This is a genomic window from Rothia sp. QJM3NY_36 (assembly GCF_056173115.1).
Genome location: NZ_CM149658.1, coordinates 1,115,517 through 1,127,814 on the forward strand (window position 1 = coordinate 1,115,517; position 12,298 = coordinate 1,127,814).

Annotated in this window: 10 protein-coding genes; 8 read left to right on the plus strand and 2 right to left on the minus strand. The window is 68.3% G+C overall.

Annotation, left to right across the window (positions count from 1 at the left end):
* Positions 1 to 210 precede the first annotated feature (210 nt).
* The 5 genes from AC0VXQ_RS04890 to AC0VXQ_RS04910 all read left to right on the plus strand — a co-directional run bounded on the left by AC0VXQ_RS04890 (position 211) and on the right by AC0VXQ_RS04910 (position 7,088).
* A complete protein-coding gene (locus tag AC0VXQ_RS04890) occupies positions 211 to 1,410 on the plus strand; it encodes a TerC family protein (RefSeq protein WP_058731293.1) in 1,200 nt (399 codons plus the stop codon).
* Between the two features lie 129 nt (positions 1,411 to 1,539).
* The gene (locus AC0VXQ_RS04895) at positions 1,540 to 1,875 is read left to right on the plus strand and encodes a hypothetical protein (protein ID WP_058731292.1); all 336 of its coding nucleotides are present in this window, start codon (positions 1,540 to 1,542) and stop codon (positions 1,873 to 1,875) included.
* Between the two features lie 32 nt (positions 1,876 to 1,907).
* Complete coding sequence (locus AC0VXQ_RS04900) at positions 1,908 to 2,873, plus strand: fumarylacetoacetate hydrolase family protein (protein WP_058743454.1); 966 nt, start codon at positions 1,908 to 1,910, stop codon at positions 2,871 to 2,873.
* Between the two features lie 25 nt (positions 2,874 to 2,898).
* On the plus strand, positions 2,899 to 3,639 hold the full coding sequence (locus AC0VXQ_RS04905; protein ID WP_058731290.1) for a 3-keto-5-aminohexanoate cleavage protein: 741 nt from the start codon (positions 2,899 to 2,901) through the stop codon (positions 3,637 to 3,639).
* A gap of 32 nt (positions 3,640 to 3,671) precedes the next feature.
* Positions 3,672 to 7,088 carry a PHP domain-containing protein gene (locus AC0VXQ_RS04910; RefSeq protein WP_475529321.1) on the plus strand — a complete coding sequence of 1,139 codons (3,417 nt, stop codon included), beginning with the start codon at positions 3,672 to 3,674 and terminating at the stop codon, positions 7,086 to 7,088.
* A 27-nt stretch (positions 7,089 to 7,115) separates the two neighbouring features.
* On the opposite strand, the gene AC0VXQ_RS04915 is transcribed toward AC0VXQ_RS04910, so the two are convergent.
* Together AC0VXQ_RS04915 and AC0VXQ_RS04920 are read right to left on the minus strand one after the other, a co-directional pair.
* Positions 7,116 to 7,376: a Txe/YoeB family addiction module toxin gene (locus AC0VXQ_RS04915; RefSeq protein ID WP_061225494.1), complete on the minus strand. Its 261-nt coding sequence runs from the start codon at positions 7,374 to 7,376 to the stop codon at positions 7,116 to 7,118.
* A gap of 1 nt (position 7,377) precedes the next feature.
* Positions 7,378 to 7,638 (minus strand): type II toxin-antitoxin system Phd/YefM family antitoxin, encoded by a 261-nt coding sequence (locus tag AC0VXQ_RS04920; protein WP_058731839.1) that lies wholly within the window; start codon positions 7,636 to 7,638, stop codon positions 7,378 to 7,380.
* A 212-nt stretch (positions 7,639 to 7,850) separates the two neighbouring features.
* On the opposite strand from AC0VXQ_RS04920, the gene AC0VXQ_RS04925 reads away from it, so the two are divergent.
* From AC0VXQ_RS04925 to AC0VXQ_RS04935, 3 genes are all read left to right on the plus strand, one after another.
* A complete protein-coding gene (locus AC0VXQ_RS04925; protein ID WP_061225436.1) occupies positions 7,851 to 9,137 on the plus strand; it encodes an SLC13 family permease in 1,287 nt (428 codons plus the stop codon).
* Between the two features lie 150 nt (positions 9,138 to 9,287).
* Positions 9,288 to 11,303 carry a threonine--tRNA ligase gene (gene thrS, locus AC0VXQ_RS04930; protein WP_100463619.1) on the plus strand — a complete coding sequence of 672 codons (2,016 nt, stop codon included), beginning with the start codon at positions 9,288 to 9,290 and terminating at the stop codon, positions 11,301 to 11,303.
* Between the two features lie 22 nt (positions 11,304 to 11,325).
* Positions 11,326 to 12,288 (plus strand): hypothetical protein, encoded by a 963-nt coding sequence (locus AC0VXQ_RS04935; protein WP_358293098.1) that lies wholly within the window; start codon positions 11,326 to 11,328, stop codon positions 12,286 to 12,288.
* Positions 12,289 to 12,298: the final 10 nt, after the last annotated feature.

Consider the following 12,298-nt stretch of genomic DNA (forward strand, 5'->3'; position numbering starts at 1 on the left):
CATATCCCCTCGAGCAAGGGAGTATCCCCACCACCCCGCAGACGTCAGCACGTCGGGCGCCGTCGCCCGGCCGGATGCGGGGGCCGCCCCGCCGTCGTCGGGCCCCGGCGCCGCAGCGCGGAGCCGACACAGCACGGCAGGGACGGCGGGAGAGACTTGTGCGGCTTGCCGCACCCACCTCACCCACCCCTGAAAGCCCGAGGAGGCTTCGTGGAGATCTCCGCGCTGCAGTGGACCATCACCATCTGCGTCATCCTGGCCCTGCTGGCCTACGACTTCATCTTCCACGTGCGCAAGGCGCACGAACCCACCATCAAGGAAGCGGCCATCTGGTCCGCCGTGTACGTCGGCATCGCCCTGCTGTTCGGCATCCTCATCTTCTGGATGGACGGCGCCCAGTACGGGGCCGAGTACTACAGCGGCTACATCACGGAGAAGGCCCTGTCCGTGGACAACCTCTTCGTCTTCCTCATCATCATGGCCTCGTTCAAGGTGCCGCGGGCGGACCAGCAGAAGGTCCTCCTGTTCGGCATCATCTTCGCCCTGATCATGCGCACCGTGTTCATCTTCGTCGGTGCCGCGGCCATCAACCGGTGGTCCTGGGTCTTCTACCTCTTCGGCCTGATCCTCATCTACACCGCCGGCAACCTCGTCAAGGACGAGGTCACGGACAAGGACGAGGAGAACGAGGCGGACAACATCGTCATCCGCCTGGCCAAGCGGTTCATGCACACCTCGGACGAGTACGACGGCGACAAGCTGTTCACGCACATCGACGGCAAGAAGGTCATGACCCCGATGCTGCTGGTCATGGTCGCCATCGGCGGCACCGACCTGCTGTTCGCCCTGGACTCCATCCCCGCGATCTTCGGTCTCACACAGGACCCGTACATCGTGTTCACCGCCACCGCCTTCTCCCTCATGGGCCTGCGCCAGCTGTACTTCCTCATCGACGGGCTGCTGGACCGGCTCATCTACCTCTCTTGGGGCCTGTCCGCGATCCTCGCGTTCATCGGCGTCAAGCTCATCCTGCACGCCCTGCACGAGAACACCCTGCCGTTCGTCAACGACGGCGAGCCCGTACACGTCGTGGAGGTCTCCACGGGGCTGTCCCTGATCGTGATCATCGGGGTGCTCACCGTGACCGTGCTGGCCTCCCTGTTCACCCCCAAGGGGCAGGCGGTGCGTGCGATCAACGGTGCCCGGGAGGCCGCCGAGGCCTACCTGAACCTGCCCGACGACGCCCCGGACGAGGAGCGGATCCGGCTCAACGCCAAGCTGGAGAAGCACCGGCGCAAGCTGCCCGGCATCAAGCAGAAGCACCGGGACGAGCTGATCGAGTCCGAGACCCGCTACCGGGACCTGCTCGAACGCGCTCGCGGGGAGCACGAGGCCTCCTCCGCCTCCTGACCCCGCCTTCCCTCCGATCCGCGGCCCCGTCCGCGCCGCCCCTGACCCGGGTGGTGCGGGCGGGGCCGCTTCGATCTGTCAGTCGCCCCTCCTAGCGTTTCGAACTCATCTTCGAAACGAGGGGGTTCCATGGTTACGGCACGGGTCAGGACGACGACGGCGGGCCAGCCGCTGCGCGTGGAGATCGACGGTGCGCGGTACCGGGTCGCGGCGGACCCGGTGCAGTGGTTCGAGCGCCGGGCGTGGTGGGAGGAGGTCACCCGCGCCCCGAAGGACCGATGCCCGCACCTGGTGGACCGGGAGCTATGGCAGGTGCAGGTGGCCCCGGAGGCGGGCCCGGGCTCCGGGCGACGCCGCGCCGGGGCGGCGGCGTCCTTCCAGGTGGCGGCGGAGGACCTGCGTACGATCTCCCTGGAAAGGGACCGCAACACGGGGACGTGGATCCTCCTGGGTCGGTACTCTTGACCAGGACATCCATCACCGATGCTGGGGAGAACATGAAACTGGGACGCGCTTACGTGGAGAGCCTCTTCGAACAGCACACGGGCATCTACACGTGGGTGGAGATCGAGGGGCAGCGGTACTACCTCCGCGAGCTCGGCACCGCCTCCGTGGTGGACACCGACTTCTTCCACAGCGGCCTGGTCCGCGAGCAGATCAACTACTTCTCCGGGGTGGGTCAGACCGAGCTGACCCACCCTCGCAAGATCATCCCCACCATGCCCATCAAGCCGGGCAAGATCCTGTGCATCGGGCTGAACTACCACGACCACGCCGCCGAGGTGGGTGTGCAGATCCCCGAGCACCCCACCGTGTTCACCAAGTTCCGCAACGCCCTGGTGGGCCCGGCCGACCCCATCGCCCTGCCCCCGGAATCCCAGAAGGTGGACTACGAGGCGGAGCTGGCCGTGGTCATCGGCAAGAACGTGCGCCGGGCGGACGAGGCCCAGGCCCTGGAGGCCATCGCCGGGTACACCATCCTCAACGACGTCTCCGTGCGGGACTGGCAGGGCCGCACCTCCGAGTGGTTCCAGGGCAAGAACTGGGACAACTGCACCCCGGTGGGCCCGTACGTGGTCTCCCGAGACGAGGTGGATCCGGTCGCGGGCCTGCGCATCGAGTGCCTGATCGACGGGGAGACGGTCCAGTCCGGGACCACCGCGGACATGATCTTCACCCCCGCCCAGCTGGTCTCCTACATCTCCACCTTCATGTCCCTGGAACCCGGGGACGTCATCGCCTGCGGCACCCCCGCTGGGGTCGGCATGTCCAAGACGCCGCGCCGCTGGCTGCGCCCCGGCGAGGAGGTCACCACCCGCATCGAGGGTATCGGGGAGATCACCAACATCTGCCGTCCCGAAGCCCAGACCGAGGACCACTTCCAGGACAAGGCGTGGTGGGGTCCGGTGCTCTCCGAACGGGAGGCCGAGGCCGCCACGGGCTGCTGGACCGAGGACGACTGAGCAGAGACGACGGGGTGGGGGTCCGGTGCTGAAGCTCTGCGTCAACGGCGCCAGAACACCTGCGGAGCATCCGCTGCTCAGCGCGGATCCCGCGGACCTGCTCGACGACGCCGTGGAGGCAGCGGCCTTGGGTGCGGGTCCCGTGCATCTGCACCCTAAAGACCGGGCCGGACGGGACAGTCTGCGTGCTGAAGATGTGGCGCGGTGGGTCGGTGCCTTCCGTCGAGCCCTCCCACGCATCCGGATCGGCGTGACCACCGGCGCCTGGGCTGAGACCGAGCCTGCTGCGCGGATCGAGCGCATCCGGTCCTGGACCGCGCTGCCGGACTTCGCCTCGGTGAACTGGCATGAAGACGGCGCCGAGGAGTTGGCGTCTGCTCTCCTCGCGCGGGGGATCGCCGTGGAGGCTGGTCTGTGGGACGCCGGGGCCGCCCGGGCATGGGTGGACTCGCCCCTGAGGCGGCGCTGCCTCCGTCCACTGCTGGAGGTCCAGGACCTCCCGGCTCCCCGCGCTGCAGCAGAGGCGCACGAGATGCTGCAGGTGGTGCGCGAGAGCGCACCGGAGTCCGTCCCCCTCCTGCACGGGGAGGAGCGCAGCGCCTGGCCCGTGCTGCGCATCGCCCGGGAACAGCACCTGGATACCCGGATCGGCCTGGAGGACACGCTGGTGCTGCCGGACGGAACCTCCGCCGCGGGAAACTCCCAGCTGGTCGCCTCCGTGCTGCGCATCTCGGCAGCGGGCGCGCCGTCGGCAACCTCCGATTGACTTAAGATTCGAACACCTGTTCGATAACGGGTGTGACGTTCCCGCACCTGGTCTCCTACAGCGCCTACAGCGCGCACTACGGCGTGTGCACGCCGGAGGAGATCGTCGCGGCCGCCGCCGCCCACGGAGCCACCCACGTAGGGCTGACCGACCGGAACGGGCTCTACGGCGCCGTCAAACACGTCCGGGCCTGCCTGGACCACGGCATCGCCCCCATCCTCGGGGCGGACCTCGCGCTCGCGGACCCGACCCGGCAGCGACTGATCGGGCGGATCGTGATCCTGGCCGAAGGCCACGACGGCGGCGGAGGCTACGGTGACCTGTGCGCCCTGATCTCCCGCGCCCACGGCGAGCACCGGGCCGCAGCCCTCGGCGGATCACCCCACCTGGGGGAGGTGGGCGGCGTCGGGCGCAGCGGCCTCCCGCCCCTGCGCACCCGGCCCCACCTGAGCCTGGCGGACCTCGCCGAAGCCGCGGCCGCCGGGCACGGCCGGTTCGTCGTGCTGCTCGGCCCGGACTCCGACGTCGGGCGCCTGGCCGCCGCCCGCCGATACCGCCGGGCCCGGGCGGCCCTGGCCGCCTGGCGCGCCGCGCTGGGGGCCCACCGGGTGCGGGTGCACCTGGTGGATCGGCTCACCCACCCCGGCGCCCCCTACGGCCTGTCCCACGCCGCCCGCCTGGCGGACCTGGCCGCCGAGGCCGGGGTGCCGGCGGTGCTCAGCAACGCCGCCCGCTACGCCACCGAGGACCAGGCCGTCACCGCGGACGTGCTCGACGCCGCCCGCGGACTCACCCCGCTGGGCGAAGCCCACCACCAGCCCAACGGGCAGGGCTGGCTGAAGGATCCGGCTGCCATGCACCGCATCGCCGGGCGCATCGCCGCGGCGGCCACCGGCCCGGTGAGCGCCACCGGGCTGCTCGGGGCCACCGCCGAAACCGCCCAGCGCTGCGCCCTGAGTCCCGCCGCGGACCTCGGCTACGGCACCCCCACCGTCCCGGAGGCGCACCTGACCGGCACCCGGGACACCCCCATGCGGGAGCTGCGGGCCCGATGCGAGGCGGCCCTGCACCGGATTTACGGGGCGGAAGCGCAGCGCACCGTGCGGGGGCCCGGCATCGCCGCGACCCACTGGGAGAGCCCCCGGGGGCGGATGGAGAGGGAGCTGGCCGTCATCGAGACCCTGGGATTCAGCTCCTACTTCCTCACCGTCGCCCACGTCTCCCGGCTCATCGGGGGACTGGGCATCCGCCACGCCGCCCGCGGCTCCGGGGTCTCCTCCCTGGTCAACCACCTGCTCGGGATCTCCGTGGTGGACCCCCTGGAGTACGGGCTGGTCTTCGAGCGGTTCCTGTCCACCGAGCGCTCGACCCTGCCGGACATCGACATCGACGTCGAATCCGCCCGCCGCCACGAGATCTACCGGGCCGTGCTCGAGCACTACGGGTCCCAGCGGGTCACCCTCATGTCCATGCACAACGGCTACCGGGCCCGCGGGGCGGTGCGCGACGCCGCCCGCGCCCTGGGTCTGGAGCAGGCCACCACGGACCGGATCGCCCGGGCCATCTGGCGCATCCCCGCCGGGCGGCTGCGCGAACAGCTGGCTCACCAGCCGGAGCTGGCCGGGCTGCGGGAGGAGGCCGCGCGCAACCCGCGGGTGGACCTGCTCATCGACCTCGTCGAGCGCCTGGACCGCCTGCCGAGGCACCTGTCCATGCACCCGTGCGGGGTGATCCTCTCCAACGCCTCCCTGCTGCGGCGCACCCCGGTGCAGCCCTCCGGCATCGGCCTGCCGATGAGCCAGTACGACAAGCACGACATGGACCCGATGGGCCTGCTCAAGCTGGACATCCTGGGGGTGCGGAGGCAGTCCGCGATGGCTCACACCCTCGAGGAGATCGAGCACACGCTGGGCCACCGCCCGGACCTGGAGGCCATCGACACCCGGGATGAGGAGACCTTCGAGCTGATCCGCTCCACCCAGACCCTGGGCTGCTTCCAGATCGAATCCCCGGGGCAGCGGGAGCTGATCGGGAAGATGCAGCCGCGGGAGGTCGGGGACCTGATCATCGACATCTCCCTGTTCCGCCCGGGGCCCATGCACTCGGACATGGTCCGGCCCTACCTGGAATCCCGCCACGGCTTCGCCGCGCCCTCCCTGATCCACCCGGATCTTGCCCCGTACCTGCGGGAGACCGGCGGGGTCATGGTCTTCCACGAGCAGATCATCAACATCGTGGACCGGATGACCGGGTGTGGGCTGGCCGCCGCGGATGAGCGCCGTCGCACCCTCGGCGGCCCGCGGGAGCCGGAGACCGAGGCGTTCTTCCGGAAGGCCGCCGCGGCCCGCGGGTACCCCGGGCCCGTGATCGACCGGGTGTGGGAGGCCCTGGCGGCCTTCGGCTCCTTCGGCTTCTGCAAGGCCCACGGCGCGGCCTTCGCGATCCCCACCTACCAGTCCGCGTGGCTGAAGACCCACTACCCGGCGCACTTCATGGCCGGGGTCCTGGAGCACGACCCCGGCATGTACCCGCAGCGGCTGCTGCTGGCCGACGCCCGCCGGATGGGGGTGGGCATCCTGCCGGTGGACGTCAACCGCTCCGGGACCAGCTACCGGGTGGAGCATCGGGGGAGCGCCGAGGACGCGGAGCCGGGGCGGGCGCGGGACTGGGCGATCCGGCTGCCCCTGACCCAGGTCTCCGCGCTGTCCGCCGCGGAGATCGACCGGATCATCGCCGGCGCGCCGTACACCTCCGCGGCGGATCTGCGGGCCCGGGTCCGCCCGCACCGGCCCTCCCTGGAGCGCCTGGCCGCGATCGGCGCCCTGGACCCGGCCGTGTTCGACGGCGTCGCCGCCCCGGGACAGTGGGCCGAGGGCCAGCGGGGCGAGGTGCGGCGGAGCGAGGACCTGCGGACGACGTCGGTGCGCGCGATCCCGCTGCAGCTGGCCCTGCCCCTGGGGGCGGCGGAGAACCCCCACCCGGCGCGGGAGAGCGCGGATCTGGCCGCGACCCTGCGCACCGAACTGGACGTGCTGAGCCTGGATGTCTCCGCGCACCTGATGGCCGGGTGGGCGGGCCGGCTGGCGGACTGGCCGCTGACCCGCGCGGCGGACCTGCTGAGCCTGCGCAACAGGACCGAGGTGTGGGTGGCCGGGGTGCGGGTCTCCACGATGACCCCGCCCATGAAGTCCGGTAAGCGGGTGGTCTTCGTCTCCGTGGACGACGGCACCGGCTGCGTGGACGCCGCCTTCTTCGATGACGCCCAGGCCCTGTCCGGACCCGAGCTGTTCGGCACCCCCATGCTCCTGATCCGCGGCACCACCCGGCGCACCGGGCCCCGCGGCATCTCCGTGACCGCCCACCAGGCCTGGGACCTGCGCCAGCTCATGGACGGGACCGCGCCCCTGCCCTTCGCCCCGGCGCGCACCCGCCCCCTGGCCGCCGGCTGAGCCGGCAGACGGATCGGGGCCGGGGACTCACTGCCCGTAGTGATAGCGGCACGCGGCGATGAGCACCTGGCGGTCGGTGAGTTGATACACCAGTCGGTGTTCCGCAGTGATCCGGCGGGACCAGTATCCGGCGAAGTCATGACGAAGCGGCTCCGGTTTGCCGATGCCCTCATTCCCGTGGCGTTGGATGTCCCGGATCAGCGTGTTGATCCGACGCAGCACGGCGCGATCCTGACGCTGCCACCACAGGTAGTCCTCCCAGGCGTCAGGGTCCCAGGTCAGCAGCAGGTCAGGCATCGGGGTCCACGAGCTCGTGGCGCTCGCCCTCTCCTGCCTCCAAACGCTGCATCGCATCCAGCAGCCGACGGGCGTTGGAGGGGGAGCGCAGCAGGTGCGCCGTCTCCTTCAGCGACTCATACTCCGCCAGGGAGAGGATCACTACCGGGTCGTGACCGCTGCGGGTGATCACCACCTCCTCCCGGTCCTGCACCACGCCGTCCAGCACCTCGGCATAGCGCGCCCGGGACTCCGTATACGTCATCGTCTTCACTGCCGCCCCTCTCCCCGCGGTATCTGTACAGAAAAGAGTACAGACGGGCAGGGACGATGGGAAGAGACTGGCCCCCAGGAGCATCGCCCTACAATGGATCTCCGGGTGGCGCGCATCGCAGCCCGCCGCCGCACGCCTCACACACCCCGCAGCACCCGACCGGGGCCTCCGCACCGACCCCGGCCCCGCGCCGCACCACCGAAGGGATCACCGTGGATCCGGTCCAGACACTCTCCCTCGCGCTGCTCGCCCTCGCCCTCATCCTGGCGATCTGGCGGCGCATCAACATCGGCCTGCTCGCCCTGGCCGCGACCTTCGTCCTCGCCCTGACCGCCCACCTCACCGCCGAGGACGTCTACGAGGCCTTCCCCGGCTCGATCTTCGTGCTGCTGGTCGGGGTCTCCCTGCTGTTCGGGCACCTCGAGCGCTCCGGGGCCCTGACCTGGTTCGTGGACCGGGTCTACCGCCTCATCGGGGAGCGCACCCACCTGATCCCCTGGGCCGGATTCCTCATCGGCGCCGTCCTGTCCTCCCTCGGCGCCTTCGCCACCGCACCCATCACCCTGCTCGTGCCGACCATCGCGCACCTGTCCCGCCGCTTCCCCCGCTCCTTCCTCATCAGCGAGCTCGCCGTGGTCATCGGCGCCAACTCCGCCGGACTCTCCCCGCTGAACCCCGCCGGCGCCGTCATCCGCAAGGTCGCCGACCAGCACCACATCAGCTACCAGCCCTGGCTGATCTGGGCCCTGAGCCTGGCCATGGCCGCCGCCGTCGTCCTCGTCCTGCAGATCGGCCTGGCCCGCTTCCGCGGCCCCGCCGCCGGGCAGAACCCCCAGGACATCGCCGCCGACGCCCAGCCCTACACCCGGCCCCTGGTCATCGTCGACGAGGACGCCGCCCGCGGGCTGCGCCCCGCCTACGCCATCACCGCCGCCGCCTCCCTGCTGGTCTTCGTCCTGTTCGTCGTCTTCGCCAAGACCGACGTCGGACTCACCGCCGTCGCCCTGGTCATCGTGCTCCAGCTGCTCTTCCGGCCCGAGGAGAAGAAGCTGCTGCGCTCCGTGCCCTGGCCCTCCGTGCTGCTGCTGTGCGGTCTGCTGACCTACCTCGGCGCCCTGCAGAGCATCGGCACCATGGACACCATCCAGGCCGGCCTGGAATCCACCGGCAGCCAGGTGCTCCTGGTGTTCCTGCTCGCCTACATGACCGCCGCCCTGTGCAACATCGAATCCTCGACCCTCGGGGTCCTCGGCCTGGTCATGCCCCTGGTCTTCTCCGCCTTCGGGGAGAACCCCGCCCTGACCTGGGTGCTCGCCGCCGTCGCCGCCCCAGCGACCCTCACCGTGATGAACCCCATCCACGTCGCCGGGACCCTGATCATCTCCTACACCGACGAACGCGACCAGCAGGCCCTGTTCCGCCGCCTGCTCGCCCTGTCCTTGGGCATCACCTGCGTGGCCCCCGGCCTCGCCGCGATCGTCCCGGCCCTGCTCATCTGATCCCCCCGCCCTCTCCCCGGGGACCAGGCACGCCCCGGCCAGGAGCGCAGACGGTAGAATGGCCACGGTGCTCGCCCATCCGAGGCCGGCCCGCACCCGAACCAGCACGCCCCCGGTACCGGCGTGCCACCGAACAAGGAGTGAACGCCCATGGCCGCACCGGCCGAGACCCTGCACCTCTACGTCGACGGCGAAGCCCAGCAGGCGACCCCCGGGACCACCGCGGCCGAGCTGTTCGCCGATGAGCAGGACATCGTCGTCGCCCGCATCAACGGCACCCTCAAGGACCTGTCCACCGAGCTGGCCGAAGGCGACGACGTCGTGCCCGTGCGCATCCACGAGCCCGAGGGCCTGGAGGTCCTGCGCCACTCCGCCGCCCACGTCATGGCCCAGGCCGTCCAGCAGCTGCGCCCCGATGCCAAGCTCGGCATCGGCCCCTACATCACCGACGGCTTCTACTTCGACTTCGACGTCGCCGAGCCCTTCACCCCCGAGGACCTGAAGAAGCTCGAGAAGTCCATGATGAAGATCGTCAAGTCCGGGCAGACCTTCCGCCGCCGCGTCGTCACCCACGACGAGGCGCTCGCGGAGATGGCCGAGGAGCCGTACAAGATCGAGCTGCTGGGCCTGTCCCAGGGGCCCGGCTCCGGGGCCGACGCCGCCGAGGGCGCCTCCGTGGAGGTCGGCGAAGGTGAGATCACCATCTACGACAACGTGGACCGCAAGGGCGAAACCGTCTGGAAAGACCTGTGCCGCGGACCCCACCTGCCCAACACCAAGCTCATCGCCAACGGCTACGCCCTGACCCGCACCGGCGGGGCCTACTGGCGCGGGTCGGAGAAGAACCCGATGCTGCAGCGCATCTACGGCACCGCCTGGCCCACCAAGGAGCAGCTGCAGGAGTACAAGGACCGCCTGGCCGAGGCCGAGCGGCGCGACCACCGCCGCCTGGGGGAGGAGCTGGACCTGTTCTCCTTCCCCAAGACCATCGGCCCCGGCCTGCCCGTGTTCCACCCCAAGGGCGGCATCATCCTGCGGGAGATGGAGAACTACGTGCGGGAGCGGCACATCGCCGAGGGCTTCCAGTACGTGAAGACCCCGCACATCTCAAAGGAGGATCTGTTCTACACCTCCGGACACCTGCCGTACTACGCCGACGGCATGTTCCCGCCCATGGAGGAGGAGTCGGTGAAGTACCGGCTCAAGGCCATGAACTGCCCCATGCACAATGAGATCTTCCGCTCCCGCGGCCGCTCCTACCGCGAGCTGCCCCTGCGGTTCTTCGAATTCGGCACCGTGTACCGGGACGAGAAGTCCGGGGTGCTGCAGGGCCTGACCCGCGTGCGGATGATCACCCAGGACGACTCCCACAGCTACGTGACCAAGGAGCAGGCCCCGGGCGAGGTGCGCCACCTGCTGAACTTCATGCTCTCCCTGCTGCGCGACTTCGGCATGAGCGACTTCTACCTGGAGCTGTCCACCCGGGACACCGAAGGGGAGAAGAAGGACAAGTTCATCGGCACCGACGAGCAGTGGGAGGAGGCCACCGCCATCCTGCAGCAGGTGGCCGAGGAGACCGGGCTGGACCTGGTCCCGGATCCGGGCGGGGCCGCGTTCTACGGGCCCAAGATCTCCGTGCAGGCCAAGGACGCCATCGGGCGCACCTGGCAGATGTCCACCGTGCAGTACGACTTCAATCAGCCGGCCCGCTTCGGCCTGGAATACCAGGCCGCCGACGGCACCCGGCAGGAGCCGGTGATGATCCACTCCGCGAAGTTCGGCTCCCTGGAGCGGTTCTTCGGCGTGCTCACCGAGCACTACGCGGGGGCCTTCCCGGCCTGGCTGGCGCCGGTGCAGGTCATCGGGATCCCCGTGGCCGAAGCCTTCAACGACTACCTGGCCGAGATCGCCGCGAAGCTGCGCGCCGAGGGCATCCGCGTGGAGGTGGACGAGAGCACGGACCGCTTCCCCAAGAAGATCCGCAACGCCGCCAAGGAGAAGGCGCCGTTCGTGCTGATCGCCGGGGGAGAGGACGCCGAACACGGTGCGGTCTCCTTCCGCTTCCGCGACGGCTCCCAGGACAACGGCGTGCCCGTGGACGAGGCGGTGGCCCGCATCGTCGAGCACGTGCGCTCGCGCAACAACGCGGACCCGACGGCGGCCTGAATAGCAACGGGGGAAGCCCAGCATGGAGCAGCTTTGGACGTACCTGATTCCACCGATGGTGGGAGCCCCCGTTACTCTCTTGGTGTGGCTAGTTCAGAAAATTGTAACGAGCTATTGGGACGCCTCTAAGAATGCCGGCCAGAAGAGACTGGGATTCCCATTGTCTGACTCTGAGCTGGATTATTTAACTAAATACGACAATCTTCTTAAGTCAAATGGAAACGTCGGGTGGCGGAGAGGAGGGAGAAGTTCAAAAGCTAGTGAAAAAGAGGTTGTTGAACAACTTTTTACGTGGAGTCAAAATGCGATGTCGCGGGCCCAGGGTAACCATTACCTAGCGAAGAGAATCAATGCGATAAGAAGCTCCTGGAAATTAGGGTACGACAAATATCCAGTCCCATTTATCAAGCGGAGTGCGTTCGCATTCACATTTGCGATTCTTATATTTGTTGCATCAATAATCTCATTCGTAATATTACCAATAATAATCACATTACAAGCTCTCTATAATTTATCACAGGAATACGGCTTTAGCAGCTTGTTTCAGGATGGCTTGATTCCGATTCTGGTTATTATTTTAATATACTATCCCCTGCTTTATCTCTTCTGGGTTGTTACGGTTGAACGTGACCCACTCGGGGCTTTTGACGGGTTGAGGGCTCAGCGGATTGCATACGACATAAGATTTCAACTGTCTGGGATTAGAGGATATGGGCGAATATCTGGAAGCGATATCCGAAATCTCATACGAATCTCCGGTTCAATGCCCAGGGACTCCCAGAGGATTAAGGTAATTCTCGACATCCCGAGACGCTTCAAGTCGAATCGCCTTATTTACAGGGCCTACTATAATCTTATTTCTGCATTTCTGACCATGCCACCCATTCAATACATCCCTGCGGTGCATCAAATTTTGAATCGTTGGGCTAGGCCATATTATATGCTGTATTTTTCAAATTGCGACTCTAAAAATAGCACACGGTGAGTTAACTGGA

Excerpts from the sequence above, each read along its gene's own strand:
- thrS (WP_100463619.1), top strand. The coding sequence starts at position 9,288 with ATGGCCGCACCGGCCGAGACCCTGCACCTCTACGTCGACGGCGAAGCC.
- AC0VXQ_RS04900 (WP_058743454.1), top strand. The coding sequence starts at position 1,908 with ATGAAACTGGGACGCGCTTACGTGGAGAGCCTCTTCGAACAGCACACG.
- AC0VXQ_RS04895 (WP_058731292.1), top strand. The coding sequence starts at position 1,540 with ATGGTTACGGCACGGGTCAGGACGACGACGGCGGGCCAGCCGCTGCGC.
- AC0VXQ_RS04935 (WP_358293098.1), top strand. The coding sequence starts at position 11,326 with ATGGAGCAGCTTTGGACGTACCTGATTCCACCGATGGTGGGAGCCCCC.